Source organism: Arthrobacter sp. ZGTC212, from assembly GCF_002929255.1.
Classification (GTDB): Bacteria; Actinomycetota; Actinomycetes; order Actinomycetales; family Micrococcaceae; genus Arthrobacter_B; species Arthrobacter_B sunyaminii.
The window spans coordinates 394,507-421,494 of record NZ_PJIJ01000001.1 but is presented as its reverse complement, the minus strand read 5'-3'; the positions used below and the strand labels follow the sequence as shown (position 1 = coordinate 421,494).

The 26,988-nt window shown below is 65.1% G+C and carries 26 protein-coding genes and 1 tRNA gene; 10 read left to right on the top strand and 17 right to left on the bottom strand.

From position 1 onward, the window contains the following. Positions 1-100 precede the first annotated feature (100 nt). Complete coding sequence (locus tag CXQ89_RS02105) at positions 101-454, top strand: hypothetical protein (RefSeq protein ID WP_104160129.1); 354 nt, start codon at positions 101-103, stop codon at positions 452-454. A gap of 100 nt (positions 455-554) precedes the next feature. Here the strand turns inward: CXQ89_RS02105 and CXQ89_RS02100 are convergent. Then, positions 555-627 (bottom strand) — tRNA-Ala (locus CXQ89_RS02100). A gap of 230 nt (positions 628-857) precedes the next feature. Between CXQ89_RS02100 and CXQ89_RS02095 the strand changes: the two genes are divergently transcribed. Beyond that, positions 858-1,277, top strand: a complete 420-nt coding sequence (locus tag CXQ89_RS02095; protein ID WP_104053289.1) for a four-helix bundle copper-binding protein — start codon at positions 858-860, stop codon at positions 1,275-1,277. Between the two features lie 37 nt (positions 1,278-1,314). Here CXQ89_RS02095 and CXQ89_RS02090 read toward each other — a convergent pair whose 3' ends face one another. Continuing rightward, on the bottom strand, positions 1,315-1,830 hold the full coding sequence (locus CXQ89_RS02090; protein WP_104160128.1) for a DUF664 domain-containing protein: 516 nt from the start codon (positions 1,828-1,830) through the stop codon (positions 1,315-1,317). A gap of 205 nt (positions 1,831-2,035) precedes the next feature. On the opposite strand from CXQ89_RS02090, the gene CXQ89_RS02085 reads away from it, so the two are divergent. The 5 genes from CXQ89_RS02085 to CXQ89_RS02065 all read left to right on the top strand — a co-directional run bounded on the left by CXQ89_RS02085 (position 2,036) and on the right by CXQ89_RS02065 (position 6,512). Beyond that, the gene (locus CXQ89_RS02085) at positions 2,036-2,260 is read left to right on the top strand and encodes a hypothetical protein (protein ID WP_104160127.1); all 225 of its coding nucleotides are present in this window, start codon (positions 2,036-2,038) and stop codon (positions 2,258-2,260) included. A 39-nt stretch (positions 2,261-2,299) separates the two neighbouring features. Beyond that, complete coding sequence (locus CXQ89_RS02080) at positions 2,300-3,055, top strand: IclR family transcriptional regulator (RefSeq protein WP_104160126.1); 756 nt, start codon at positions 2,300-2,302, stop codon at positions 3,053-3,055. A gap of 70 nt (positions 3,056-3,125) precedes the next feature. Further along, positions 3,126-5,051, top strand: coding sequence for a heavy metal translocating P-type ATPase (locus CXQ89_RS02075; protein ID WP_104160125.1), 1,926 nt, complete (start codon positions 3,126-3,128; stop codon positions 5,049-5,051). Between the two features lie 76 nt (positions 5,052-5,127). Further along, positions 5,128-6,123, top strand: a complete 996-nt coding sequence (gene corA, locus CXQ89_RS02070) for a magnesium/cobalt transporter CorA (RefSeq protein WP_104053292.1) — start codon at positions 5,128-5,130, stop codon at positions 6,121-6,123. A 2-nt stretch (positions 6,124-6,125) separates the two neighbouring features. Then, positions 6,126-6,512, top strand: a complete 387-nt coding sequence (locus CXQ89_RS02065; RefSeq protein ID WP_258059915.1) for an META domain-containing protein — start codon at positions 6,126-6,128, stop codon at positions 6,510-6,512. Between the two features lie 4 nt (positions 6,513-6,516). Here the strand turns inward: CXQ89_RS02065 and CXQ89_RS02060 are convergent, their stop codons facing one another. From CXQ89_RS02060 to CXQ89_RS02010, 11 genes are all read right to left on the bottom strand, one after another. Then, on the bottom strand, positions 6,517-7,626 hold the full coding sequence (locus CXQ89_RS02060; RefSeq protein WP_104053293.1) for an alcohol dehydrogenase catalytic domain-containing protein: 1,110 nt from the start codon (positions 7,624-7,626) through the stop codon (positions 6,517-6,519). Continuing rightward, positions 7,623-8,975 (bottom strand): MFS transporter, encoded by a 1,353-nt coding sequence (locus CXQ89_RS02055; protein ID WP_104053732.1) that lies wholly within the window; start codon positions 8,973-8,975, stop codon positions 7,623-7,625. The genes CXQ89_RS02060 and CXQ89_RS02055 overlap by 4 nt, the downstream gene beginning before the upstream one ends. 161 nt (positions 8,976-9,136) lie before the next feature. After that, complete coding sequence (locus tag CXQ89_RS02050) at positions 9,137-10,099, bottom strand: glycosyltransferase family 2 protein (protein WP_104053294.1); 963 nt, start codon at positions 10,097-10,099, stop codon at positions 9,137-9,139. A gap of 110 nt (positions 10,100-10,209) precedes the next feature. Then, on the bottom strand, positions 10,210-11,091 hold the full coding sequence (locus CXQ89_RS02045) for a manganese catalase family protein (protein ID WP_104053295.1): 882 nt from the start codon (positions 11,089-11,091) through the stop codon (positions 10,210-10,212). Between the two features lie 123 nt (positions 11,092-11,214). Next, positions 11,215-12,411 carry an L-2-hydroxyglutarate oxidase gene (gene lhgO / locus CXQ89_RS02040; RefSeq protein ID WP_104160124.1) on the bottom strand — a complete coding sequence of 399 codons (1,197 nt, stop codon included), beginning with the start codon at positions 12,409-12,411 and terminating at the stop codon, positions 11,215-11,217. Beyond that, positions 12,412-13,299, bottom strand: coding sequence for a fumarylacetoacetate hydrolase family protein (locus CXQ89_RS02035; protein ID WP_258059802.1), 888 nt, complete (start codon positions 13,297-13,299; stop codon positions 12,412-12,414). Between the two features lie 47 nt (positions 13,300-13,346). Beyond that, positions 13,347-14,120, bottom strand: coding sequence for an SDR family oxidoreductase (locus tag CXQ89_RS02030; protein WP_104160123.1), 774 nt, complete (start codon positions 14,118-14,120; stop codon positions 13,347-13,349). Next, the gene (locus CXQ89_RS02025) at positions 14,120-15,025 is read right to left on the bottom strand and encodes a dihydrodipicolinate synthase family protein (protein WP_104160122.1); all 906 of its coding nucleotides are present in this window, start codon (positions 15,023-15,025) and stop codon (positions 14,120-14,122) included. The genes CXQ89_RS02030 and CXQ89_RS02025 overlap by 1 nt, the downstream gene beginning before the upstream one ends. A gap of 37 nt (positions 15,026-15,062) precedes the next feature. Continuing rightward, positions 15,063-17,258: a TRAP transporter fused permease subunit gene (locus CXQ89_RS02020; protein WP_104053299.1), complete on the bottom strand. Its 2,196-nt coding sequence runs from the start codon at positions 17,256-17,258 to the stop codon at positions 15,063-15,065. After that, entirely contained in the window at positions 17,255-17,770 is a 516-nt protein-coding gene (locus CXQ89_RS02015) for a hypothetical protein (RefSeq protein ID WP_104160121.1), read from the bottom strand. Before CXQ89_RS02015 ends, CXQ89_RS02020 begins: the two co-directional genes overlap by 4 nt. A gap of 5 nt (positions 17,771-17,775) precedes the next feature. Next, positions 17,776-18,774 carry a TAXI family TRAP transporter solute-binding subunit gene (locus tag CXQ89_RS02010; RefSeq protein ID WP_104160120.1) on the bottom strand — a complete coding sequence of 333 codons (999 nt, stop codon included), beginning with the start codon at positions 18,772-18,774 and terminating at the stop codon, positions 17,776-17,778. A 218-nt stretch (positions 18,775-18,992) separates the two neighbouring features. Here CXQ89_RS02010 and CXQ89_RS02005 point away from each other — a divergent pair, with 218 nt between their 5' ends. Beyond that, a complete protein-coding gene (locus CXQ89_RS02005; protein ID WP_146067180.1) occupies positions 18,993-20,525 on the top strand; it encodes a S10 family peptidase in 1,533 nt (510 codons plus the stop codon). Positions 20,526-20,555: 30 nt separating this feature from the next. Here the strand turns inward: CXQ89_RS02005 and CXQ89_RS02000 are convergent, their stop codons facing one another. Beyond that, positions 20,556-21,056 carry a DUF456 domain-containing protein gene (locus CXQ89_RS02000; protein ID WP_104053302.1) on the bottom strand — a complete coding sequence of 167 codons (501 nt, stop codon included), beginning with the start codon at positions 21,054-21,056 and terminating at the stop codon, positions 20,556-20,558. A gap of 258 nt (positions 21,057-21,314) precedes the next feature. Here CXQ89_RS02000 and CXQ89_RS01995 point away from each other — a divergent pair, with 258 nt between their 5' ends. Continuing rightward, positions 21,315-22,325: a YrzE family protein gene (locus CXQ89_RS01995; RefSeq protein WP_104160119.1), complete on the top strand. Its 1,011-nt coding sequence runs from the start codon at positions 21,315-21,317 to the stop codon at positions 22,323-22,325. Between the two features lie 93 nt (positions 22,326-22,418). On the opposite strand, the gene CXQ89_RS01990 is transcribed toward CXQ89_RS01995, so the two are convergent. Together CXQ89_RS01990 and CXQ89_RS01985 are read right to left on the bottom strand one after the other, a co-directional pair. Beyond that, positions 22,419-23,327, bottom strand: a complete 909-nt coding sequence (locus tag CXQ89_RS01990) for an SDR family oxidoreductase (protein WP_181032203.1) — start codon at positions 23,325-23,327, stop codon at positions 22,419-22,421. A 274-nt stretch (positions 23,328-23,601) separates the two neighbouring features. After that, the gene (locus CXQ89_RS01985; RefSeq protein ID WP_104160117.1) at positions 23,602-24,807 is read right to left on the bottom strand and encodes a multidrug effflux MFS transporter; all 1,206 of its coding nucleotides are present in this window, start codon (positions 24,805-24,807) and stop codon (positions 23,602-23,604) included. A gap of 108 nt (positions 24,808-24,915) precedes the next feature. Between CXQ89_RS01985 and CXQ89_RS01980 the strand changes: the two genes are divergently transcribed. After that, on the top strand, positions 24,916-25,362 hold the full coding sequence (locus tag CXQ89_RS01980; RefSeq protein ID WP_104160116.1) for a universal stress protein: 447 nt from the start codon (positions 24,916-24,918) through the stop codon (positions 25,360-25,362). Positions 25,363-25,386: 24 nt separating this feature from the next. On the opposite strand, the gene CXQ89_RS01975 is transcribed toward CXQ89_RS01980, so the two are convergent. Continuing rightward, positions 25,387-26,910, bottom strand: a complete 1,524-nt coding sequence (locus CXQ89_RS01975; protein WP_258059800.1) for an MFS transporter — start codon at positions 26,908-26,910, stop codon at positions 25,387-25,389. Positions 26,911-26,988: the final 78 nt, after the last annotated feature.

Genomic DNA, 26,988 nt, shown 5'->3' with positions numbered 1-26,988 from the left:
GATATGCCCCGAACCGATGCAATGCAGGTTCGGCCCCGGGAGTCTGGTCGAAAAGAGCCCTCCCAAGCGTCCTCCCTCATCAACTACTGAAAGGAAGACCGTGAGCATCCCGATCCTCGAGTTCGCCTCCCACACCAAAGGCAGGAACGCGCAGGTTCGCATTTTCCACGACCGCATTGAGTGGGAATTGAAGCGGAGCCTGTCCGCCGGCAAACTCACCGCCGGGTTGTTGACCGGGGGCGTATCCCTCCTTGGCACCGGAGTGAAGCACGGAAACGCCTTCACGGAGATGATCCCGCTCAAGAGAGTTTCATCTGTGACCACAAGACGTGACGGAATGATGTACACCATCGTTTCCGTGATCACGACCGGAAACACCATCGATTTCCGCGTCTCCCACGCCGAGGCAAAGCACGTAACGGACACGCTGAACCGCCTCATTATGCAGGCGTGACCGTTCGGCGTCGTGTCGAAGTAACTGATTGACCTCTTTACCGACACAAAAGGGGCCCGCCTTCCTTTGGAACAAGGAAAGCAGGCCCCTTTTGAAAGGGTGGAGCTTAGGGGAATCGAACCCCTGACCTTTTCATTGCGAACGAAACGCTCTACCAACTGAGCTAAAGCCCCAGTCCGGCCAAAGCCGGACAACCCCGAGGGGCATAACCCCGATTCTAGACCCGGGCACAGGTTCATAGGCAAATCGCCGCAGTGTTCTGGCCCCCCGCGGTGCCTCTGGCCGCTCACGCTCTGGTTTGGCCTTCCGGCGCAGGGCTATCCTGACAGCCCGGGCCGCAGCATCCCCGGCCGCACTCCCGGCGAAACCGCACCGATCAGCGAACGCAACAAGGAGCAGTGCCATGAGCCTCATCGAATCCATCCTCAGTGAACGTCCCGACGGCGCCGGAACGGACCTCGAGGCCGTCTCCACCTGCGTCATTGCCTGCTTTGACTGCGTACAGGTCTGCACCGCCTGCGCCGACGCCTGCCTCAGTGAGGACATGCTCGGCGACATGGTGGAATGCATCCGCAAGGACCTCAACTGCGCCGACATCTGCGCTGCCACAGGCACCGTCGTAGCCCGGGTTGGAACACGGTACGCCGGCTATCCGGACAGCACGGAAGCACTGCTGCGGGCGTGCGCGGCGGCCTGCCGCCAGTGCGCGGAAGAATGCGCCCAGCATGCCGCCGAACACGGACACTGCCGCATCTGTGCGGAAACATGCCGCCGCTGCGCCGCCATGTGCGAGGAACTCCTGGTGGTCATGTCCCGCAGTTGATCAGCGGGCAATTACCAACGACGACGGCGGCCGCCGGCTACAAACCCTCCGCCACCGCCATCCCGCGAAGGTAAGCGGCCTGGCCCACGTGTTCCATGCCGTCACCGAGGATGCTGATCAGCCGCACTCCGAGGGTTACGGGCGGATCCCAGGCGGTGTCCACCACTTGATCCAGGTCCTGTCCGGAAAGTCCGGAAACAAAGGCGGCCGTGCGTGAATGCACCGCCTCGTAGTAACCCAGCAGCACATCGGCTGATTGAACCTGTACGGCCGCCACCTGCTCCGAGTTGTGGCCGTATCCGGTGTCTTCGACCGCAAGTGGAAGTCCCACCCGCCCGTACCATCCCTCCGCGGTCCACGCCTGTTCATGCCCGGCCAACGGAGCAATCTGGGCATCCTCGCCGCGGGCCAGATGCCAGACCAGCCACGCGATGGAGTTGCCCTGCGGATAGGGCCGGTGGTTCAGTGCACCCGCGTCCAAACCGTGGGTGGCGCTTCGGGCCGCCTGGGGAAGCCGGCCAAAGGCGTCAATGAGGAGATCGCTCTGTTCCATGTCGGTACTCCAGTCGTAGAGAGAAAGAATTGCCGCGCCGGTAAACCGCAGGAGAAGTGCAGGGGCGGCGCCCGGCACACAGGATCGCCGCCATCATTTCACGGGTGCACGCGCCGGGATAGAGCAGCGGCATTGACGGATGCGGCTGAGAAAAAAGCCACTCCCAGCCGGGTGCAATCGGCCCCGGCAGGCTTAACCTTGCCGCATGAGTTGGACCGACGAGCGTCCTCCGTGGCTTCCGCCCCTGCCCTCGCCCAACCGCGGACGCATCCGCATAGTGGTGGGCATGATCATGGTCATTGCCTGCATGCTGGGCATCCTGGTGGTCGCCTTCCTGGGCGAAACCCTGAGCATGTACACCTGGTGGCCGCTGGCCGGCGGGCTCGCCTTCCTCATGTCCGGCCTGCTGAGCCGCCGCCGAATGCCCTAGCTTCGGCCGGCCCCGGGCGTGTCATCCTAAGATGGCTCCATGACTGAACCCTCCGGCCCCGACGGCGCATCCGCATCTGCCCCTTCCCCGGGGTCCGGCGGAGCCGGATCCTTATCCCAGACCCTCTCGCGCGGCCTGCACGCCCTGGAACTGCTGGCGGAGGCCGAGGCGCCCATGACCATCGCTGAACTGTCGCAGAGCCTCGGCGTCCACCGTTCCATCGCCTACCGAATCCTGCGCACCTTGGAAGCGCATTCGCTGGTGATGCGCGACGACGCCGGCCGGGTGGCGACGGCGCCCGGCCTCGCAGCGCTGGCCCGCGGTGTATCGCGGGACCTCCAGACGGCGGCACTGCCCGAGCTGACGGTCCTGGCCGAAGAACTCTCCATGACCGCTTTCGTGGCCGTGTGGGACCAGCATGACTGCGTCACGCTGGTGACAGTGGAGCCGCGCCACAGCCGCACGGCACTGGTCCAGCGCCCGGGGACCAGGCACTCCTTCGCTTCCGGAGCGCCGGGCATTGCCATCCAGTCCGCCGTGGGCGAGGAACAATGGGCCAAGCTGGCCCCCGGGCAGCCCTATCGGCCGGAATCCACTCTGGCGCGAGCCCGGGGTTATGCGGTCAGCCACGACGAAGTCATCGGCGGAGTCTCCGCCGTCGCGTCTCCCATCACCGTTTCCGGGCAGCTGCCGGCGGCCGTGTCGGTGGTGTACTTCGGCTCCGGCAGGGATGAAGAAACACTGGGCCGGCGGCTGGCAGAAACGGCGCGTTCGATCACCGCACGGATGAACTAAATCCGGCCTCGGAGTTAGGCAAGCCATCTCTTGCTGGCGGGGTCCTTGCGGCAGGCCTATAACGGGAGACATGAGAGTTCTTCGTGCAATCCGGAGGTACCCGGTGGTGGCGGCAACCATCGTCGTCGGCGTGGTGGTTTTTGCGCTGCTGGGCACCGATCTCAATACCCCCGCCGCATGGATCGCCTCAATTTTCGCCCTGCTGGTCGCCGCTGTAACCAGTGCCCGCATGATCCGTGACATCCTCCGCGGTCACTGGGGGCTGGATATCCTGGCCGTGGTGGCCATCCTGTCCACCGTGGCGGTGGGCGAGTACATTGCCTCCCTGATCATTGTGCTGATGCTCTCCGGCGGCGAGGCGCTGGAAGACTACGCCGCCGGGCGGGCACGCGGGGAGCTGGATGCCCTTCTCGCCCGGGCACCGCAGGCGGCACACCGGCTGCCGCCGAATTCCCAAACGCCTCAGGACATCCCGGCGGGTGCGGTGGTCCCGGGCGATGTGCTGCTGATTAAACCGGCTGAACTGGTCCCGGTGGACGGCGTCCTGCTCAGCCCGGAAGGCAGTTTTGATGAATCCTCGCTGACCGGCGAACCCCTGCCGGTGACCATCACCGAAGGACAAACAGTGATGAGCGGCTCGGTCAACGGATCGCAGGCTGCGCTGATCCGGGCCACCGCGGCCACGGAGGACAGCCAGTACCAGCGAATCGTCGCCCTGGTGCGCGAGGCCGCCGAGTCCAAGGCCCCGGTGGTCCGGCTTGCCGACCGCTTTGCCGTCCCGTTCACTGTCTTCTCCCTCCTCCTTGCCGGCATTGCCTGGTGGGTGAGCGGGGAGCCGGTCCGGTTCGCCGAGGTGTTGGTGCTGGCCACTCCGTGTCCCCTGCTGATCGCCGCACCGGTGGCCTTCATGGGCGGCATGAGCCGGGCCGCCAAGGACGGCATCATCGTCAAGGGCGGGGCAACTCTGCAGCAGCTGGCCGGAGCCCGCAGCATTGCTTTCGACAAGACCGGCACGCTGACCTATGGGAAGCCCGAGCTGACAACTATTCAGCCCGCTTCCTCCTTCGCAGCCGACGACGTGCTGCGGCTGGCTGCCTCGGCCGAGCAATACTCGTCCCATGTGCTGGCCGCCGCCGTGCAAAGTGCCGCCCAGGAGCGCGGACTGCAGCTGAGCCCGGCCACCACCGCTTCAGAGGTTGCGACCAACGGCGTGCGTGCCGTTGTGGATGGCCACACGGTCCTGGTGGGCAAGCGCCGCTTCGTTGCCGCCGAGGCTCCCGACACCGGAGACGGCGGTGAAACGAAGGCCGGCGCCGGGCAGCTCAGGGTTTACGTGGCGGTGGACGGACGCTTCGCCGGCACCCTCCTCCTCAGTGACACGCCGCGGCGGAACGCAAAGGCCACCCTGGAGCAGCTTGCCCGGCTCGGCCTGGAACCGCCCGTCATGCTCACCGGAGACGGCCGCGCCTCTGCTGAAAGCGCCGCGGCGGCTTTGGGGATCCAGCAGGTCCATGCTGAGCTCCTGCCCGAGGACAAGGTCCGGCTGGTGGCAGCGATGCCCTTGCGCCCGGTCATTATGGTGGGCGACGGCGTCAATGACGCACCTGTGCTCGCTGCGGCCGACGTCGGCATTGCCATGGGCGCACGCGGTTCCACTGCCGCCGGGGAATCGGCTGACGCAGTGATCGTGGCGGATGACATTTCCAAGGTGGCCGACGCCGTCGTCATTGGCCGGCGGACGATGCGCATTGCCCTGGGCAGTATCTGGCTGGGCATCTCACTCAGCGTCGGGCTGATGCTGGCCGCTGCCTTCGGATTCATCCCCGCGGTGGCCGGAGCCCTGATCCAGGAGCTCGTGGACCTGGCTGCCATCCTCAACGCGTTGCGCGCCGTGGGCGGCGGATCCGCCGCAGCCCGGCCGCTGGGCCGGATCGACGGCGCCGCGGCAGTCTCCCGGCGTGGTGCCGGGAACGGTTCGGAACTGAATTCCGCGTAACAGCAGGGATAATGAACTTTTGTCCGCGCCGCACCTGCCCGCGGGCGGCAGCAGCCAACAACACGGAGGGACGTCCATGACACTGATCGACAACGGGGTGTATGTGGACGGAAAGCGCCAGCACACACCGGACAGTCTGGATGAAACGTTCGAGCTGACCCGCACTTCCGGCGGCATGGCCTGGATCGGTTTGTACCGCCCCGACGACATTGAGCTGTTGGCCGTCGCCGAGGAATTCGGATTGAACCTGCTGACCGTGGAGGACGCGCTTGCGGGCCACCAGCGGGCCAAGCTTGAGCACTATGACACCACGCTGTTTACGGTCCTGCGGCCGGCCCGGTACCTGGACGACGTCGAACGCGTCGAGTTCGGCGAGCTGCACCTGTTTGTGGGCCCCAACTTTGTAGTGACGGTGCGGCACGCTGAATCCCCTGACCTGGGCCGTGTCAGGAAGCGGCTGGAACAGGAACCGGACCTGCTGGCCCTCGGTCCGCATGCCGTGCTCTACGCAGTCCTGGACCAGGTGGTGGATGAATACGCACCGGTGGCGGCCGGGCTGGAGAACGACATCGATGAGATCGAGGACCAGCTCTTCGGCGGCGATGTTGAAGTATCACGGCGCATCTATGAGCTCTCCCGCGAAGTCATCCAGTTCCAGCGTGCCATTGCACCGCTCGAAGGCATGGTGGGAACCCTGCGGAGCAACACCGGAGAGTTCGGCATTCCGGATCAGCTGCAGGACAACCTGGGCGACGTCCTGGACCACGTCCTGCGTCTGATCGACCGGGTCAACGCCTACCGTGCCCTGCTGGAGAATGCCCTGAACCTCTCCTCCACCCTGGCGTCGAACCGTCTGGCGGAAACCTCGATTGCGCAGAACGAGCAGGTCAAACGCATCTCCTCGTGGGCTGCCATCCTGTTTGCCCCCACCCTGATTGGGGCCATCTACGGCATGAACTTCGATAACATGCCCGAACTGTCCTGGGAGTGGGGGTACCCCTTGGCCCTTGGCGCCATGGTTGTCATGGCGGCAGCTCTGTATCTGACCTTTAAGAGGAACAAATGGCTGTGAGCATGCGACGCCGCCCTGCAGCGCCGCTTCGGTCCGCAGCCATGCTGGGGGCTGTGCTGGCGGCAGCCGGACTGTCGTCCTGCGCGGACTCTGCCGGAACACCTTCCTCCTCCGTTGAAGGCAGCTGGGGCAACACCGAGGATTCGGGCATGCCGTCCCTGGTGTTCGAATCCGGCGGCCGGGTGAACGGCACCGACGGCTGCAACGCCCTGATGGGCCGCTGGGACCAAAAAGGTTCCGCGGTGGAACTGAAAGACATGACCTCCACCTTGGTGGGCTGCATCGGCGTCGACACCTGGCTGTCCGATGCGGCCACCGCCGAGGTTGACGGCGAAAGTCTCGCACTGTTCAACAACGACGGCGACCCCATCGGCACGCTTCAGCGCTAACTAGTCATTCCCCGTCGAAATGGATGATCTGGCGCAGGGCCCGGCCTTCGGCGAGATCGTCCATGGCAGCGTTGATGCCCTCCAGCGGAATCCGGGCCGACACCAGCTTCTCCACCGGCAGCCGTCCCTGGCGCCAGAGGTCGGCAAAGATGGGCACATCACGGGAAGGAACGGCTGATCCCAGATAACTGCCGATAATGGTCCGGGCCTCAGCCACCAGGGTGAGCGGTGAAATCTGCGCCAGGGCCGTCGGAGCCGGCAGTCCCACGGTAATGGTGGTGCCGCCGGGCTCGGTCAGCGCCACAGCGGTCTCAAAGGCCCGGGCATTGCCGGCAGCTTCCACCACGGTGGACGCCGTGATGCCAAGCTCAGCCGCGGCCGCCGGCGTGTAGGCCTCCGCAGCGCCCAGAGCCTGGGCCTGCCCCAGCTTTTCCTCATTCGCGTCGATCCCAATGACCTCGGCGCCGAGGGCGCGTGCCGTGAGCAGGGCAGCCATTCCCACACCGCCCAGGCCCACCACCATCAGGGTGTCCCCCGGCTTTGGTTTGGCCAGGTTGAGCACAGCCCCGCCTCCGGTGAGGACGGCGCAGCCCAGCAAGGCGGCGACCTCCGGCGGCACATCGGCGCCCACCTTCACCACCGACCGCTTGTCCACGACGGCGTGGGTGGCGAAGCCGGAAACGCCCAGATGATGCAGCACGTCTTCGCCGCCGCGGTGCAGCCGGACCTGTCCCGACAGCAGGGTTCCCTTGGTGTTGGAGGCGGTTCCCTCAGTGCAGGGAAGGAGCCCGTTGGACCGGCACCCGCGGCATTCCCCGCACCGGGGAAGGAACGTCATGACAACGCGGTCACCGGGGACGAGCTCCGTCACGGAGTCTCCGACACTTTCCACAATGCCGGCGGCCTCATGGCCCAGAAGCATGGGCACCGGGCGCACCCTGTCGCCGTTGACCACGGACAAATCCGAATGGCAGATCCCGGCGCATTCGATCCGGACCCGGATTTCATCGCCGGCGGGCTCATCCAGTTCCAGGTCACAGATGGTCAGTGGCTTGGAATCCGCGTAGTTGGGTGTCCTGCCGATCTCCTCGAGCACCGCTCCCCGGATTTTCACCGCTTGCTCTTGTGCACTTCATCGACGTGCAGGTCAGCACCCCGGGTTTCCTTCACCATGCTCACCGCAGCGAAGGAGATGACGCAAAGCACCATGATGTAGATGCCGATGGACGGCGACCATCCGGTTTCATTGAGCAGCATCTGCGCGATGGTGGGAGCAAAAGCGCCGCCAAGGATTGCACCCAGCGCATAGCCGATGGACACCCCGGAGTACCGGACCCGGGCGGGGAACATCTCGGCGTACAGCGCCGACTGCGGGCCGTAGGACAAACCCAATCCGATGGTCAGCACAAAGATGGCGACGGCGAACAGGACGATGTTGGCGGTGTCGATGAGCAGGAACATGGGTACGGCCCAGAGGAACACCCAGGCGTAGCCGATCTGGAAGGTCCGGATCCTGCCGATCCGGTCCGAGAGAATCCCGCCGTACATGGTGAAGATCAGCCAGCCGAAGGATCCCAAGGTGGTGGCCAGCAGCACTGAGGGGCGGTGCATCCCCAGCCCGCCGTCGTCTGCCTTGCCGGTGGCATAGGAAGCGAAAAACGCGATGACCAGGTATCCGGCGGCGTTGTTGGCAATGAAGATCAGGGCGCTGAGGACAACTTCGCGGGTGTTGTGCTTGAACAGCTGGGCCAGCGGCGCGGAGGATTCCTTCTTGCGCTCCTGGATTTCCAGGAAGACCGGGCTCTCATCCACGGACCGGCGGATGAAGTACCCCACCCCGATCAGCACCACGGAGAACAGGAACGGGATGCGCCAGCCCCAGGACAGGAACTGCTCTTCGGTGAGGCTGGTGCTGAGCACGTACATGACGAACGTCGCCAGGATCATGCCGATCGGCACGCCGATCTGCGGGTAGGCGCCGAAGAGTCCGCGCTTATTCACGGGTGCGTGCTCCACGGACAACAGGGCCGCACCGCCCCACTCGCCGCCCGCCGAGAAGCCCTGCAGGATGCGCAGCAGCACGAGCAGGATGGGAGCCGCAACGCCGATCTGGGCGTAGGTGGGAACGAGCCCGATGAGTGCCGTCGAAGCACCCATCATCAGCAGGGTGAAGACGAGCATCTTCTTGCGGCCGAGCTTGTCACCGAGGTGCCCGGCGACAACGGCGCCCAGCGGCCGGAACAGGAAGCTGATGCCGATGGTTGCGAAGGACACCACCTGTCCCAGCGGTCCTTCGCTGACCGGGCCGAAATAGAGCGTTGCCAGGACCAGGCCGGCTGCCTGGGCGTAGATAAAGAAGTCGTACCATTCGATGGTGGTGCCCACGAGGGTTCCCGCGAGGACCTTGCGTTCCTCCCGTGACATCTTGCCGGCGGCGGGGGCTCCCGCGATGCTGCTGCTCATGAAAAACTCCATTGTTCATCCGGAGGGCTGGAATAACTGAAAGAACGTTCGGTATGCACCTTGCGGATAAGATACCGGAATTGTGACATAAAACACAGGCTTGCCCGGAGTGTGACTCGGCGCCGCAGATGCAGCAGCGACGGAGGTGCAGCGGTATCGCGTCAAATGATCTTTCGGAGCCGGCGCTGGGAGTGTCCGGCGGTGAGGAGCCGTTTCCCCGCGTAGGGAACTCCGCCCGTCAGCCGCCAGCCCACCGCCAGCCAGATGCTGACCGCACGCTCCGCCACCCACAGCGGAGCCCACAGAGCAGCGTCCGCCTTGAACACCCGCGCTCCGCCCGCCCGGCGCCGGCCAATCTCGGCTGTCATGACGCTGATTGCCGCAACCATCGCCAGCCGTGCCGGTTCCTTCCGGAGCATCAGCAGCAGCGGCAGCAGCGCAGCCTCGGCAGCAAGGCGCCCCGGCTGGGCGAAGTCGTCATAGGCCTGGCGCACCCGCTGGCCCCAGAAGTGACGGGCTGAACAGCAGATCCGGGCGACAAACAGGTCATCCGCCCGAATTTCGCGGCCGCCCGCGGCCCGGATGGTGCGGAGCAGTTCCAGATTTTCGAAGAGGACGTCACCGCTGTAGCCGCCGGCCGCGTGCAGCGTTGACTTGCGGATGGCCAGCGTCCCGGGATAGTCAGAGCCGAGCGCCCTGTTGATCAGTGTTCGGGCGGTATCCCAGCGGGCATGCCACGGTTTTGCGTCCGCGAAATAATTCTGGGGGCGGACGGCGTCGGCGTTTTCGAGCAGCGCGACCACACGCTCGAGAGACTCGCGGGTGTACCGCACATCGTCGTCGGCAATCACCAGGTATTCAAACGCGCTGAGCTGTACCCCCGTCAGCACGCCCTCGACCTTTCCGTTCGCCAAACCCAGCGGATGAGGGCGGCAATGCCGTACGGCCGCGGGGAAAACCTTTGCATGCAGGGAGAATTGAGGGGCGGGAGAACCGTCAACCACCAGGACGGAGATCCACTGGCTCAGCTCTTCCAGATACCGGCAAAGCGAGGCAAGGTCCCCGCCGTCGTTCCATTTGAGCGGCAGGATGTATCCGGCTTCAGCCAGTACCGGACGAACCACAGCGCCACACCTCCCCTGATGAGCCCGCCGCCGGACCGCTTACTGCCATGTGGATGCCGGGGCTGCCGCCGGACCTGTGGACGGCGGCAGCCCCGGCATCAGCTCTTCAGTTACTCCTTGTGCAGCTTGTCCTGAACGCTGCCCGCCACCTTTTCGACTACGTTCGGCAAATCAGTGGTGCCGTAGTAACGCGCGTCCACCCTGGTGGGAGGGGGCATGGGGGCCGACGTCGTCGGCCCGTCATGGTAGGTGAACTCACCGTGTCCGTCCGGAGTGGGGCCGGAAGCCCATGAACCTTCCGAAGCAGTCTTTCCGTCCGAGAAGTTCAAATACTGGTACGAGACGGAGCGTTCTTCCTTCTTGATCGGGAAGTTGGACGGCACCGGAAGGGATTCAGCGCCTTCGGCCTGGAGCTCCCTGGCCGCCGCCAGCCACTGGTTCTGGTGCATGGTGTCGCGGGCCAGCAGAAAGGACAGAAGGTCCCGGACACCATGGTCATCGGTCATATGGTAGAGCCGGGCAACAGCGAGCCTGCCCTGCATTTCGGCGTTGGCATTCGCCGTGAAGTCGGCCAACAGGTTACCGCTGGCGGTGATGTAGCTGCCCTGCCAGGGATTGCCGTTGGAATCCACCGGACGCGCGCCGGCACCGGCCACGATGGCATGCTGCACGTCCATCCCTCCGACCACCGCCGCCACTGTTGGATCATTCTGGACGGCGTCTTCCGTGATTCCCAGCGGCGCCTTCTCCAGCAGCTGGGCAATCATGACGGCCAGCATCTCCACGTGGCCCATTTCCTCTGCCCCGATTCCGAAGAGCAGGTCGCGGTATTTGCCGGGAATGTGCGTGTTCCAGGCTTGGAATTCATATTGCAGGGCAACCGTAATTTCACCGTACTGGCCGCCAAGCACCTCCTGAAGCTTGCGGGCATAGACGGCGTCGGGCTTGTCGGGCGTGGACTTGAATTGGAGTTCCTGCTTGTGGAAAAACATAGATACCTCCGTGAGGGGTTGGAGCACCCGCTTCGGCACCGCTTTGGCAGCAGGCGAGCCGGTGCGCGTACCCTCAACGTAGCCGCGGCAACCCCCGCAGGGGAAGAGTAATCAGCATACTTACTATTGAATTCCGGTGAGTTCATTGGCGATCAGGCGGCCAATTTCCAGCGCTGCCGTGGCCGCCGGAGACGGTGCATTGAGCACGTGAATCTGCCGGGGCGCCCGCTCATACAAAAAGTCATCCACCAGGGTTTCGTCCCGCCGCATGGCCTGTGCCCGCACCCCGGCATGTGCCGGCACGAGGCAGTCATCCGGAAGAGCCGGCACCAGTTCGCGCAGTCCGGCAAGGAAGCGTTTCCGTGACAGTGACCGGGCGGTTTCAGAAAGTCCCACCCTCCAGAACTTTGCTCCCAGTTTCCAGAGTCCCGGCCAGGCGGCGCTGTCCAGCACATCCCGCGGGTTGACCGTAAGCCAGGTGTATCCCTCCCGGGCCAGGGCAAAAACGGCATTCGGACCGGCGTGTACGGATCCTGTGGTCATTTTGGTCAGATGGACGCCCAGAAACGGAAAGGCTGGATCCGGCACCGGGTAGATCAGCCCGTTCACCAGATGCTGTGCCTGCGGAGTTAGCTCAAAGTACTCGCCGCGGAACGGGATGATCCGCACGTCGGGCCGGATTCCGGCCAGGCGTGCAACGCGGTCGCTGTGCAACCCCGCGCAGTTCACGAACTGATGGCCCCGGAAGGTTCCGGCATCCGTCTCGACGGTGACCCCGCCGGCGTCGGAATGCACTGCCAACACCTCGGCATTGAGGTAAATTTCTCCCCCGGCCTCCCGGATCAGGCGGACCAGCGCTGCGCAGACGCCCCGGTAATCCACAATCCCGGTGGACTCCACCCGCAGCGCCGCGAGGCATTGGACGTTCGGCTCATAGCCGCGCGCTTCTTCCGGCCCAATGAGACGGCAGGGAACACCGTTCTCCATTCCGCGGCGAAGCAGCTCCTTCAGGGCCGGCAGCTGGCTTTCCCGGGTTGCCACTACGAGCTTTCCCGTGATCCGCACATCCACGCCGTGGGTTTCGGCGAAGCCGCGCATGGAGCTGGCCCCGGCGGCGCCCAGGGCTGCCTTCAGGCTTCCCGGCGTGTAGTACAGCCCGGAGTGGATGACGCCGGAGTTGTTGCCGGTCTGATGCGCCGCCACGGAACTTTCCTTGTCCAGGACCGTCACCCGGTTGCCCCGCCGGGCAAGTTCAAGTGCCGTGGCCAGTCCGACGATCCCGGCGCCGGCTATTACTGCATGGTTTGAGCCCTGTGCCACTTAGGAGCCGCCGGAGCCGGTGACGGGGTTGATGAGCTCCGGAAACCCGCTGATCCGGCATTGCGCAGTATCCCCGGCCCGGATGTGGACGGCGCCCGGTGTGCCGGTGGAAATGATGTCCCCTGGAAACAGGGGCATGACCTTGCTGTGGAAACTGATGAGGAAGGCCGGGTCATAGCGCATATGGGACACCGTGTTGGTGCGCCGCTGCTCTCCGTTCACCACGGTGGAAACCACCAGGTCCCCCAGCGTCCCCTCCCCCACGGCCTCGGCCAGCGGAACAATTTGGGGACCAAAGGAGAAGAACCCCGGAAAGTTCTTGGCGCGGGTGAGGAACCGCGGATTGCGTTCCAGAATGTCTTCCGCCGTCTGGTCCAGCACCGGCACGAGGCCGGCCACGTAGGACAGGGCGTCTTCGGGTTCCACATTGCGGCAGTACCGTCCGATCACCACACCCACTTCCGCCTCCGTGGTGGTGCGTGTGCTCTGTTCCGGCACAGGAATGGCTTCTCCGGGACCAATGACGGTGTGGTCGCCCTTAATAAAGGACGCCGGTTCGTCGGGAACAACTTCCGCCAGGTCAGAAGCATGTTCCAGATAGTTCAAACCGATGCCCCAGATGAGCCGCGGATGACGGTAGGGTGCGCCGTAAGTGACGGACCCGGGATTGGTGAAGACGGCGTCGTCCGCTTTCTCCGCCGCGTCCTCCAGGTCCCCGAGCAGTCCGTTGTTCAGCACAGCCAGGAGATCACCGGTGAATCCCGGCAGCAGGTCGCGGACCAATGCCGTGCCGCGCCGTGGATGGACGACGGCGGGCGCTTCCACCGGGTGTTCCGGGCTGGAGCTGCCCTCGTGGATGGAACACAGGCGCAGGATACGGGGAGTCACGGAAACGGTCCTTTCAACAGTGGACGAAGGCGTCCGGCAGGAACTCTCTAGTAGGAACGGACCAGTCCGCCGTCACACCGGAGCTGCTCCCCGGTGACGTAGGACGCGGTGGTTCCGGCGAGGAAAGTGACGACGGCGGCAAACTCCTCGGGGCGCCCGTACCGTCCGGCGGGGATCGAGGCTTCGGAAGCTGCGCGGACCTCTTCGGGGGTTTGTCCGGACCGCGCGGCGGCGGCGGAATCCAGGGAGGCAACGCGGTCTGTATCTATCCGCCCGGGAAGCACCATGTTGACTGTCACCCCTTCAGCGGCAACTTCAGCCGCCAGGGTTTTCAGGTAACCGGCAAGGCCGGCCCGGGCCATGTTGGACAGGGCAAGGTTGGGCAGCGGCTGCTGAACTCCGGAGGACCCCACCGCGATAATCCGCCCCCAGCCGCGGCGGCGCATGCCGGGCAGGACCAGGGAGGTGAGCCGCAGCTGCTGGAGGAGCAGCTGGTTCACGGCCGCGGCTGCCTGCTCGGCCGTCAGATCCGCGGCAGCACCGGGCGGCGGACCGCCGCTGTTCAGCACCAGCACGTCAACCGGCCCAAACGCCTCCTCCGCCAGCCGGACCAGCTCCTCCGGGGCACCGCCGTCGTTCAAATCCACCGTCACGCCGACGGCGGATGCCAGGCGGGCAGCCTCCGCCTCCACAACGTCCCTCCTGCGGGCGGCGAGCACCACGTTGGCACCCTCCTCGCTGAGTGCGCGGGCAATGGCCAGGCCGATCCCGGAACTGGATCCCGGAATGAGCACATTCTTGCCTTTCAACCCAATGTCCATCAGACGACCTCCATTCGAACTGCTGCGAGTTGGGCTTCAATGAGATCGGACAGTTCCGGCGGAAGGGACGGTGCCGGCGGACGGACGGACGCTTCGGCAATAATGCCCCGCCGACGCAGCACCTCCTTGCGCAGGGCCAGGCCAACACCGGGCTGGGCTTCGAAATTGGCTAGCGGCAGCCAGGGCGCGAAGGCTGCCCGCGCCTCGTGGAATCCCCCCTTGCGAAAGCCGTCCAGTGCGGCGAGAAGCCCTTCCGGGTGCGAGAACCCGGTCATCGCTCCGGCGGCTCCCGCTGCCAGTTCATCAAGCAGTCCCACTCCGCCCAGGCCTCCGAAGACCGGAATCCGGGTTCCGCGGGTGAGCCTTGCGATGGCTAGGGCCGTGGGAGGAGCCTCTGACTTCACTGCCGTAATGAACGGGCAGCGTTCGACGACGGCGAGGATCTGCTCGGCACTGATATGCACCGAAGACGCCACTGGATAATCCTGCAGCACAATTCCGGCACCGGTAGCCTCGTGGATAGCGCTCAGATGGGCGGCGAGGACCTCGGGGACCGGACTGTTGACCTGCACCATCAAAGCGGCAAGGCTGCTGCCGGCGGCGCGGGAGGCGGCAACAGCCTGTTCAAGCGCCGGAGCGGTGCTGCGTGCGGAGATTCCCACCACCAGGGGGCATGTCCCGGCGTCCCGGGCAACGGAGCGCACGGTTAGTTCCTGCTCCTCGGAACTCAATGCGGCACCCTCGCCAAAGACACCCAGCACCACCATTCCGGCAGCGTTCAGACCCGTGTACAGCTGGACTTCCCGGCGCAGGGATTCAGTGTCCACAGCCAGCGCGGGACCGTAAAAAGGCGTGGCCAGTACGCCCCAGAGTCCGGGAGCCAGCGGGGATACGGACGGGGTCATGAGGCGTCCTTTCGCGTTTTCACGGCAGATCCGGCACTCACGGCGTTTCCGTGGCGGCCGGCGGGACGGGTGAGGGCGCCCGGTGGCTGCCTCGGCGGACGACGGCGGCGGGCGGAGCGGCGCTTCTGTCCGGCAGTTGGTCGGGGGTGTCCCCTGCGCGCCTGCGCAGGCCGACCAAATGCACCAGGACGCCCGCGGCAATAATGCCCAGACCAATACCGATATACATCGGTTCCATAATCAGCATCGGCAGTGAACCAATGCCCAGCAGAACCCGTTCGGGCCAGCGGGCCAGCCCAACGAGCCATCCTCCGGTCGCCACGGCCAGAGCAGCGACGGCCACCAGGGAGACGGCCAGCGCGAGGATAACGGTGGCCGGCCCTCCCTGCATCAGCAGGCCGATACCCGGTCCGGACATCACGAAGATGAAGGGCACCAGGAATGCGGAGAGTGTGTACCGCCAGGTCAGCCACATGGTTTGGATGGGCTTGCCGCCGGTGATCGCTGACGCCGCGAACGGCGACAGTGCGGTGGGAGGAGAGACCTCGCTCAGGACGGAGTAGTAGAAAATGAACATCGCCGCGGCAAAAGCGGGAACGCCAACGTCCTGCAGTGCCGGACCGATGATGACCCAGGAAATGATGAAGCTGGCGGTCACCGGAACAGCCAGGCCAAGCAGGGTCACTGAAATCGCCGAGAAAACCGCCGTCAGCAGCAGGCTTCCGCCGGCGAAGTCCACAATGATGTTGGCCAGCTTCAGGCCCAGGCCGGTCAACGTCATCACGCCCACGATCAGTCCGGCGGCGGCCATGACCGGAATGACGGACAGTGCGCCGGTTGCGCCTGCGGACAGGGCGTCCCAGATGCGCCGCGGCGTCATCCAGGACTGCCGGTCCAGGAAGCTCAGGACAAAGGCGAGTCCGGTGGCATACACCACCGCCCGGAACGGTGTCATACCCATCATCATGAACACGACAATCGCCACCAGCGAGCTGAAGTGGTAACCGAAGCGCAGCAGGAGCCTGCCGACGGGCTTGACCTCGAAATCGACGGCCTTGGTCTTGAACCGGCGGGCATCCATTTCGATGGCCAGGATGATGCCGAAGTAATAGAGCAGCGTCGGGATCGTGGCCCAGATCAGGACCTGCAGGTAGGACACGCCCAGCAGTGCGGCAATGATGAAGGCAGCTGCTCCAAGGGTGGGCGGAGACATGATGGCACCAATACCGGCCGCTGCCAGGATGGCGCCGCCGTGTTCCTTCGGGTAACCCGCCTTGCGCAGCAGGGGCCATGAAATTCCGCCGAGTGTCACCGTGGTGGCAACTCCGGATCCGGAGACCGTGCCCAGCAGGAACCCGGCCAGGGTCACCGTCCGGCCGGGGCCGGATTTGGACTGGCCGAAGGCGGAGAAGGACAGGTCAATGAAGAATTTGGTGGCGCCGGAGGATGCCAGCACTGCGCCGTAGATGGTGAAGAGGATGATGTACGACGCCGCCACGTCGGTGGGCACGCCGAACAGCCCCTGGGTGCCCATCACGTTGTGGCCCACCAGCCGGATCCAGCTGAAGTCCGAGGTGTTGAACGGTGCCGGCACCAGGGTTCCGAAGGACGCGTAGACGAAGAAGACCAGCACTACAAGGGGAACAAGGATGCCCACGGTCCGGCGGGAGGCTTCCAGCGTGACCAGGATGGCGATGATTCCCATGACCAGGTCCAGGTAGGTGGGCGTGATGGCCCGGCGGAAGAATCCGTCCCAGTTGAAGGCGATGTAGACGAACGGCACCAGCGCTATAACCGCGAGCAGCCAGTCTGCAACCTGCGGGTTGTCGGCCTTTCCTTTCGCCTTGGCCTTTTCCGAGCGCCCCCATCCCCGGTAGACGAGAAAGGTCATCGCCAGTCCCAGGCCCAGGAACATGGGCAGGTAGAACTGGGTGGGCATGGGCCTGAAAACCCAGTACAGGGCAAACAGGGACAGGCCTGCACCGAACGCCTTGATCACCGAGGCGGGGAGTCCGCTGAGCTGGCGGGCCGGTTTCTCGGCCTCGAATTCGGCGATCAGGGCGTCTTCGTCAATGATGCTCTCGCGCTCGAGCGGGCTGACGACCTCGTCGCCCGCTTTGCCCAGCTGTTCCGATCTGAGCAGCGGATCTGATGCAGTGGGAGATTCGGAGCTTCCGGCGGCACCCTGGGCCGAAGCTTTGACTGCGCCGCTGCCGCGGGGTCGCTTGATCATTGATTCTCCTTGAGTTCCAGCGTCACGAAGGGATCGCCGTCGTCCACCAGCGTCCACAATTCCAGCGGCGGCGCCCCGTCCGCATGGACGGTGCGCTGTCCCAGGTCGGTGGCCGCCAGGGACAACCGCGTGAAGGCGGCGGGACGGGCCGGATCCGGGTCAGCAACCCACTGTCTTCTGTCCGGCGGTTCCGCCGCCTCGGGGGCACCGGGCACCGCATAGTATTCCTCCAGCACCGCCATCTGGTCCGCTGCGAGCTGCACCAGCAGATAGCTGCCGTCGGGCCTGACCTCGTAGCGTTCTTCGGCCACGGTGCCGTAAATCGAGTTCCGGTAGCTAACGGCGAAGGAATCCCCGTGAAGGGGAACCTCCGCCAGCCGGCCGCTGTCATTGCTGACGCTCAGCGTCCATTCGACGGATTGCTGCTGGGGCCCGGCGGCTCCGGCAACGCCGGCCAGTCCGGCAGCCGCTGCAACTCCCAGCATCACGACGACGGTGGCCGGCCGGCGCATGAGGGCTAGCTTCCCGCCTGGTCGAAGTAGGTCGCCGCTCCCGGACAGGTGTCTACGTAGGAAACGTCACCGGCTGTGGCGGCGTCCATTTCTTTGGCCGAGGGATGCACTTTTTCGAGTTGCTCAACGTTGTCGAAGAGCGCAGCGGCAATGTCCTGCTGCAGCTGCTCGTCCATCTTGGGGCTGGCAATCAACAGGTTGGGCGAGGCGATGGCTTGGACGGCTTCGGTCTGGCCCTCATAGGTGTTGGCCGGGATTTCTTCGGCCAGGTAGTACTCGCCGTAGGTTCCCGCCATGGATTCTGCATACTGCCCGATGGGAAGCAGGACCATATCGCCGTCGCTGGCCAGATCGATCAGCGCACCGGTGGGCAGTCCGCCGGACCAGAATCCGGCGTCGATGGTTCCGTCCCGCAGGGCTGCCACCGTTTCCGCAACGCCCAGCTGGCGCCGTTCCACGCTGTCCGGGTCAACGCCGGCAGCCTCGAGGATCCGCAGTGCACCAACTTCAGTGGCTGATCCCGGAGCTCCCACTGAAACAACCTTGCCGACAAGCTGCTCCGCGCTGGTAATACCCGTGCCGTCAACGGTGACGGCCTGCAGATAGTTGTTGTAGATGTTGCCCAGTGAACAAATCTCCTGCGGCTTGCCTTCGAACTCTCCAACGCCTTCCACAGCGTCGGAAACCACGTCACCCACCGAAAAAGCGATCTGGGCTGACCCGTTGGCTATCAGCAGCACGTTGTCCACGGAAGCATTGGTTTCCTGGACTGTGGCGTCATGGCCCTCGATGTTCTCGCGGATAGCGGTGGCAAAGCCGCCGCCCAGCGGGTAGTACACACCACCGGTGCCGCCGGTTGCAATGGACAGTGTGCCGCCGCCGCCGTCCGCGCCGGCCCCGGAATCGCCGGACGTATCGGGGCTGCCGCAGGCGGAGAGGAGCAGTGCCGGAGCGATGAGCGCTGCCGTGCCGAGACGTAGCCAGCTCCGTTGGTTCAAAGGCATGGATTCTCCCTGGTTAAGCGCCCCGCGGGCGCGAGTAGATGAGAAGCGTTAAGGATCCTGAAACTGCCGGTGGAACAGGCGCGTGGCCTGCAGCGTTGCAGACCGGCACCTCTGGGGGAGAACCTATCCAAGTCCCCTTCGAAATGTAAGGTGCGTCACATAATCGTGACGTGTACCCTGATCCGGCCCGCAGGTGAGGAAGTGGTTAGACTGCTCCAATGCCCCATGACGAGCAGCACCAGGACACCGGCAATCAGCACCAGAGCCGTGAGAACCCCGGAAACGGCGGAGAGCCGGAAGGAAGGAACCCGAGGGTTACCGATGACTTCACGGTCCGCCGCCACACTCTTCCAACAGGCCTGAAATACACCACCACGGCCGGACGCCTGGTGCTGCGGCGGGAAGAAACCAAGGACGGAAAAGCGGACGGTTTCCTGCCCAAGGCGGAGATTTTCCTCGTCGCCTACACCGCTGATCCGGGCGAACCGGCGGCGGAAGCGCATTCACCTGCCCCGCAGGCCAACCGCCGTCCGGTGGTGTTCGCCTTCAACGGCGGCCCCGGCTCGTCCTCGGTGTGGCTGCACATGGGTCTGCTGGGACCCCGGATGGTTGACTCCGGGGACGTTGGGGCACTGACGCCTCCCCCGTTTGGCTTGGTGGACAACCCTGAAACCATCCTGCAGCACGCGGACCTGGTGATGATTGATCCGGTCAATACCGGGTTTTCCCGGGTGGTGGACGGCAACGAGGCCGCAGAGTTTCACGGCTTTGAAGAGGACCGGGACCTGGTGGCGGAAGTCATCCGGCTCTGGACCACCCGCAACAACCGCTGGCTCAGCCCCAAGTATCTGGTGGGCGAGTCCTACGGGACCCTGCGTGCCGTCGCCGTCGCCGGACGGTTGTTCGATGCCTACGGCCTGGCCGTCAACGGGCTCGGACTGATTTCCACGGTCCTGAACATGGCCACGCTGGATTTTGCTCCGGGCCGCGACACTCCGTACGCACTTCATTTGCCCACTTACGCGGCCATTGCGCACTTCCACGGGCGGCACGGAGACCGGCCGCTGGCTGATGTGGTGGCCGAGGCGGAGGAATTCGCCGGACGGGAGTTCGGCTACGCACTGACCCAGGGTTCCCGGCTGAGCACGGAAGAGTTCGACGACGTCGTCCGCCGACTGGCGGAAATCACCACCTTGGAGGAGGGGTTTATCCGACGCACCAACCTGCGGTGGGATTACGCCCAGTTCTCCGCGGAGCTGCTGCGCAACGAGAACCTCGTGGTGGGGCGGATAGACGGCCGGTTCACGGCACCTCCCGCGAACCAGCAGGATTCCATCAACTGGGATGACCCCAGCCTGCAGGCCATCAACGGACCGTACTCGGCCGCCGTCAACCACTATGTCCGGGCCGAGCTGGGCTACGAAAATGACCTCCCGTATGAAATCCTCACCGGCCGGGTCCAGCCCTGGAGCTACAAGAGCTTCGAAGGGGTTCCCGTGGATGTCACCGGAACGCTCGAACGGCTGCTGGCACACAACCCTCACCTGCGCGTGCACGTGGACTACGGCTACCACGACGGCGCCACGCCCCACTTCGCTGCCGAGTACGTTTGGGCGCACATGCGGCTGACTGATGCTGCGCGGGCACGGTTCACGCACCACTATCACGAGGCCGGCCACATGATGTATCTGAAGCCGGAGTGCCGGCTGGACCAGCTCACCGCGCTGGCGGAGTTTGTCAGCGCCGGCTAGCCCGTAGGCGGAGGGCTGGTCAGGGGTTGGTCAGCGGCTGGCGAAATGCCACCAGATCCCGCCCGCAAACACGGATCCGGCGGCGAAGGCAAGGCCCAGTTCCACCAGAATGCCCAGCCCCATCGCCTTCAGTGCGGCATAGCTGGCTGACCACGCCTCGGGCAGGCTGCGGCGGCGAAAGAACTCACTGAGCAGCAGACCCGCCACAAACCCCACGATGAGCCCCACCACGGGAATCAGGAACATCCCCACGACACCCACCACCACTCCCGCCAGAACGGAAGTATTGGGGACCTGACGCTGCTTCAACCTCCTGCCGGTCAACACCGCGCTGGCGAGCAAACCTGCCAGCGCCAGCACCGCGCCCACTCCGAAGGTCCACCAGGCAGCTGCACTTTGCATGCCTAACGCCCAGCCAAGCAATGCGGCGATGATCAGAATGCTGCCAGGCAGAACCGGAATGATGATTCCGGTGAGACCCACGGCGACGGCAAGGGCGGCAATGACGGTAATGACTATGTCGGGGTCCATTCCTCCAGTGTTTCATTTGGGCGCCAACCCCGAATGCCGACCTGCCGCTGCGGAGTTTTCCCTCCGGTTTGGGATTCTGCTCCGGTTTGGGAAAATCCGTCCGGTCCGCCGCGGCAGGGATTTCCCAAACCGGTCAATTTGTCCCAAAGCGGAGTTCCAGGCGGGCAGTCGGGGATCCAGGGCAAGTGGAGAAAATAGTAAGGATACTTATAAGCTGGCTCTGACAGCCCGATCACTCGATGGCAACAGGAGACACAGATGAGCACGGAACCAGGCAACAACGGCCGGGCCGGAGCCAACAACTCCGGCGACTTCGGAAATTCCACAGGCCCGGACGGCGGACGCCTGCGCGACAGGTCGGACCGATTGGCTCCCGCCGACGAAACCCAGGTCCTGCCCGCGGGCAACGGATCCGAGGCACAGAATTCCCCGGCGACCGGGGCAACCGCAGCAACCGGAGCAACCGCAGCCGGGAACCCTGCAACAGGAACCGCGACGGGGGCTTCCGGCAACAAGACCGACGACGGCGGGCGCACCCAGGCGATGCCGGTGAGCCACACCAAGGATCCCAACGCAGACTATGACGACGGCACCGAATACCGTCCCGGGGACGGCGGACGCCACACCGGCGACGACTCCGGACGCACGGCCGTTCGCAGCACCGAAAACGGCGGTGCCCTGCCCGGCAAGGCCAACCGCGAGGCCCTGCTGGCGATGGAAAAGGAACGTTTTGGCGGCATGAAGTTCGGAGCGGCTTTCTTCGGCTGGCTGACCGCCACCGGAATGGTGGTGCTCCTGTCCGCTCTGGCAGCAGCCATTGGCGCCGCCGTCGACTTCAACACCGACAATGACCTGGGCCAGTCCCTGGACCAGGCGATGGCCAACCAGAGTGCCGGCATCATTGGCACGGTCATTTTGCTGCTGGTGCTGCTGCTGGCCTACTTCGCCGGCGGGTACGTGGCGGGACGGATGGCACGTTTCAACGGCCTCAAGCAGGGTCTGGCCGTTTGGCTGTGGGCCCTCATCGCCGGACTGGTTGTTGTGGTGCTCGGACTGATCTTCGGTGACGACATCCGCAGCATCACCCAGCTGAACACTGTGGCACCCCTTCCCGATGACCTCGACGGGGCCACAGCGGCAACCTGGCTCGCCGTTGCCGCAACGCTGGCCGCGACCCTCATCGGTGCGCTGCTCGGCGGCCTTGCCGGTATGCGCTATCACCGCCGGATTGACCGCGCCGACTACAGCGACACGGACGTCCGCGCCTGATCTGTTCTGACTTTCCGGAGCAGACGAAAGAACCGGCCCGCACCTTTCGAGGTGCGGGCCGGTTCCTTTTGAGCTAAGCGGGACGCCTGATCCCTACGGGGTGGGCATGCCGCCGTTGACGTTCAGGGTTTCACCGATGACGTAGCTGGATTCCGGGGACGCCAGGAAGACGTAGGCCGGGGCAAGCTCGGTGGGCTGTCCGGCGCGGCCCAGTGCGGTGTCCTTGCCGAATTCCGGCAGTGCTTCCTTAGGCTGGCCGTCGGAAACCTGCAGCGGCGTCCAGAACGGACCCGGTGCCACGGCGTTCACGCGGATGCCCTTGGGTGCCAGCTGCATCGACAGTCCCTTGGTGAAGTTGTTGATGGCCGCCTTGGTGCTGGCGTAGTCCAGCAGGAACGGTGACGGGCTGTAGGCCTGGATGGAGGTGGTGTTGATGATGCTCGATCCGGCCGGCAGATGCGGCAGAGCAGCCTTGGTAATGCGGAAGAACGCGTAGATGTTGGTCTTGAACGTGTCATCCAGCTGCTCGTCGGAGAGGTCTTCAAGATTCTCCACGGCAACCTGCTTGCCCGCGTTGTTCACGAGGATATCCAGGCCGCCGAGGGCTTCCACGGCGTCCGCAACCAGCTGCTTGCAGTACTCCGCGTCCCGCACGTCGCCGGGAAGAGCCACAGCCTTGCGGCCAGCCTCCTCCACGAGGCGCACGATTTCCCGGGCGTCTTCCTCTTCCTCGGGCAGGTAGGCCAGTGCGACGTCGGCGCCTTCACGTGCGTACGCAATGGCAACTGCCGCGCCAATACCTGAGTCGGCGCCGGTGATCAGGGCCTTGCGGCCTTCCAGCCGGCCGGTGCCGCGGTAGGATTCCTCGCCGCGGTCCGTTTTGGGTTCCAGAGTCGCATCCAGGCCAGGCTCGGGCTGGTCCTGCTTCGGCGGCGTGATGGTCGGGAAGCGGTCCACGGGGTTCTGGAAGGTGTACTGGTCGCTAGTGTTGCCGTTGGTCATAGAGTTTCCCACTTTCGGTAGGTCATTCTGCATGCGGTACGCCAATCTGGGGCGGACTTTCACCGCCCCGACAAGAAGCGTAAGTATGCTTACTACCCTATGCCCATGAGGCGGCAGCCCTCAAGTTGGGTCTCGCTGCACGCGGGGGAAGGGGTCCGGCGGGTCAGAAGAGCATGCCGAGGAACCCCACGCTGAGGCTGCCCACCAGTGCGATGATGAGGAGCCAGACGATGAGCGTTCGGTACTTGTTCATGGTTCGCATAGTCCGTCGAGTCTACCGACCGGAGGCCGAACGTGTGCGGGTGGCAATCAGCGCAGCCACGGCCACCAGTGCGGACAGCGTCATGATGACCGCCAGCGGCACCGCGGATTCCTCTCCGGCAAGTCCCGTCAGCGGGGAGACCAGTGCCCCGGCAAAGAACTGGCCGCCGCCCAGGACTGCCGATCCGCTGCCCGCGGCGAGGCCCACCTCGGCGAGGGCCAGTGACGTGGTGTTGCCCATGATGAAGCCCACCGAGGTGGCTGCGAAGAAAATGGGGACCGCCAGGAGCAGTGGTGGTGCAGCCGAAACTGACAGCACCAGAACAGCGACGGACATGGTGAGCAGCACGGACACCGCCGCCGTGACCGTCTTCCTCGGCGGTATCCGGCGGGCCAGCCGGGCGGAGACAAATCCGGCACCGACCAGGCCCATGGCGTTCACTCCGAAGGCAAGTCCATAGGCGGACGCCGTCAGTCCCATCAGGTTTTGGTACACAAAGGGCGAGGCCGAGATGTAGGCCATCAGCACACCAAAGGTGCTGGCAAAGAGCACGGCATAGCCGAGGAATTTGCGGTTCGCGACCACGCCTGACAGCCCGGCCAGCATCGGCCCGCTGCTGCGGTGGTGCAGGGGCTGGGATTCCGCCAGCACACCCGCCACACACACGAACATCACCAGCGCCAGCCCGGCAAGCACCCAGAGGACGCCGCGCCAGCCAAGGTGCTCTGCCAACAGCCCGCCCACCGTCGGCGCAACCACCGGCGCCACGCCGCCGATGGTCATGAGCAGGCTGAAGGTGCGTGCCGACGTCGCGCCCGTAGTCAGGTCCGCAACCATGGCGCGCGCAATAACCACCCCTGCCGAAGCGCACAGCCCCTGGAGCAGCCGGCCGGCCACGAGTACGGCCAGATTGGGTGCGAGGGCGCACACCGCCGACGCGACAACAAAGCCTGCGGATCCAAGGAACAGCGGGCGGAAGCGGCCGTACCGGTCCGAGAGCGGGCCGAACACCAGCTGGCCGGCCCCCATGCCGAGAAGGAACGCGGTGAGGGTCAGCTGCACTGCGGTGGCGGACGCCTCGAGCTCATCGGTCATGGCCGGAAAGGAGGGCAGGTAGAGATCGGTGGCAAACGGCCCGGTGGCGGAGAGCAGGGCCAGAACCAGCAACAACCCGGTTGTCATGGCGGTAACCGGCTTGCGGCGAAACGGACTAAACATAGGCCTGATGGTACGTGGCCCCTCCCCCGCGGCTCCATTCAGGTGGAGGATGGCAGCACGGCACCATCCAGCACGCCCAAAGCCAACGTTGAGAAGGACGGATGCACCATGAGCAACGGTGAAGAGGACCGCAAACGCATTGTTGTGGGGGTGGACGGCTCCCGGCTCTCCATTGAAGCGCTCTGGAAGGCCCGGCGCCTGGCCGCAGTGCTGGGGTGCTCCCTGGAGGTGGTGACCGTCTGGGAGTACAGCATTTCCCTGGCCCCGCCGGTTCCCACGGAAGTCTGGTCTCCGCAGACCCAGGCCGAGCTGACGCTCAAGGAGGCAGTGGAGGAAGCCTTCGGGGAGGACGTCCCGGTGGATCTCAAGCAGACCGCCTTGGTGGGACTGCCGGTGGAGCTCCTCATCGAAGCCAGCCGCGGGGCGGAAATGCTGGTGGTGGGCAACCGCGGACGCGGCGGCTTTGCGGGACTGCTGCTCGGATCCGTCAGCTCAACGCTGGCGGCACATGCCCATTGTCCGGTGCTGATCGTTCACCGCGGCGAATCGGCGTAAACGGTACGGATCCTGCCGCAGCACTTAGTGCCCGGCCGGAGCCTTGCGCAACAGCACGCCGGCGCCGGCGGCAGCCACCAGCATGATCACCACGCCGATCAGGGACGTGACACTGACACCCGAATCAAAAGCGGCCTGCGCCGAGTGCAGCAGAGCCGAACCTTGTTCCGGCGGCAGCGCCTGCGCTGCATCGACGGCGCCGCCGAGGGTTTGGCCGGCCGATTCGGCTTGTTCGGCGCTCAGTCCCGCCGGGACCTGCACGCCGTTGCGGTACGCAGCCGTGAGGATGCTGCCCAGCACCGCGGTGCCCAGGACGGAGCCGATCTCATAGGCCGTCTCGGAAATGGCCGAGGCGGAACCGGCGCGGGACGGCGGAACACTGGCGAGGATCAGGTCATTGGAAATGGTTTCCGCTGCGCCCACTCCGACGCCCAGGAACAGGAAGGCCACCACCAGCTGGAGTACTGTCACGGACTCGCCGGCGAAAAACACCAGAGCGTAGCCGGCGGCATTGAACAGCAGCCCGCCGGCCACCACGTAGGCGGGGCGCAGATGCTTGACCAGCGGCACCACGGCCAGTCCGGTGATGACCGTCAGCACCAGTCCGGGCAGCATGGTCAGGCCCGCTTCGATGGGTGACTGCCCCACCACCAGCTGCAGGTGCTGGGAGAGGAAGAAGATGAAGCCCACCATGGCGAAGAGGCTGAGCAGGTTGGCGCTGATGGACCCGGTGAACACCGGATTGCGGAACAGGCGGACGTCCAGCATCGGCTTCTCGCGGCTCAGCTGCCGGCGCACAAACAAGGTGCCCAGCACCAGGCCGAGGAGGATGAACGGCAGTCCGTGAGCGGCGCCGTCGGACGCGAAGGACTTGATGCCGTAGGTGATGGACAGCATGGCACCCATGACCAGCACGACGCCGGGCGCGTCGACGGCTCCCGGGCTCGGATCCTTGGATTCAGGCAGCAGGATGGGCCCGAAGACCAGCAGCGGAAGCAGCACCGGAATGGACAGCAGGAACACCGAGCCCCACCAGTAGTTCTCCAGCAGCACTCCGCCCACGATGGGCCCCAGGGCGGCCCCTCCGGAGAACCCCGCAGCCCAGATGGCCACCGCAACGCGCCGCTGGGACGGTACCGCGAAGATGTTCCGGATCAGCGACAGCGTGGCAGGCATCAGCATGGCACCGAAAACACCCATGAGGGCGCGGGCCAGGATCAGCATGGAGGCCGAGGGCGCAAACGCCGCGACCAGCGACATGACGCCGAAACCTACGCTGCCGATCATCAGCACCCGGCGGCGGCCGATCCGGTCCCCCAGGCTGCCCATCGGGACCAGCAGTCCCGCCAGCACCAGCGCGTAGATGTCCACAATCCAGAGCAGCTGCGTGCCGCTGGGCGCCAGGGCCCGGGACAGTGACGGGATGGCGAAGCTGAGGACGTTGTTGTCGATGGAGATCAGCAGCACTGGCAGCATCAGGACTGCAAGTCCCCACCATTCGCGCTTTCCTGCACGCGTGATAGCGGGCCTTTCCTGAACGGCCGTCACGGCGTCCTCCTTCTAAAAGTCGTGGGGGATTTTGGGCAGAGATAGGCCCGGCAAGCTACTGTACCGTCTAGACTGTAC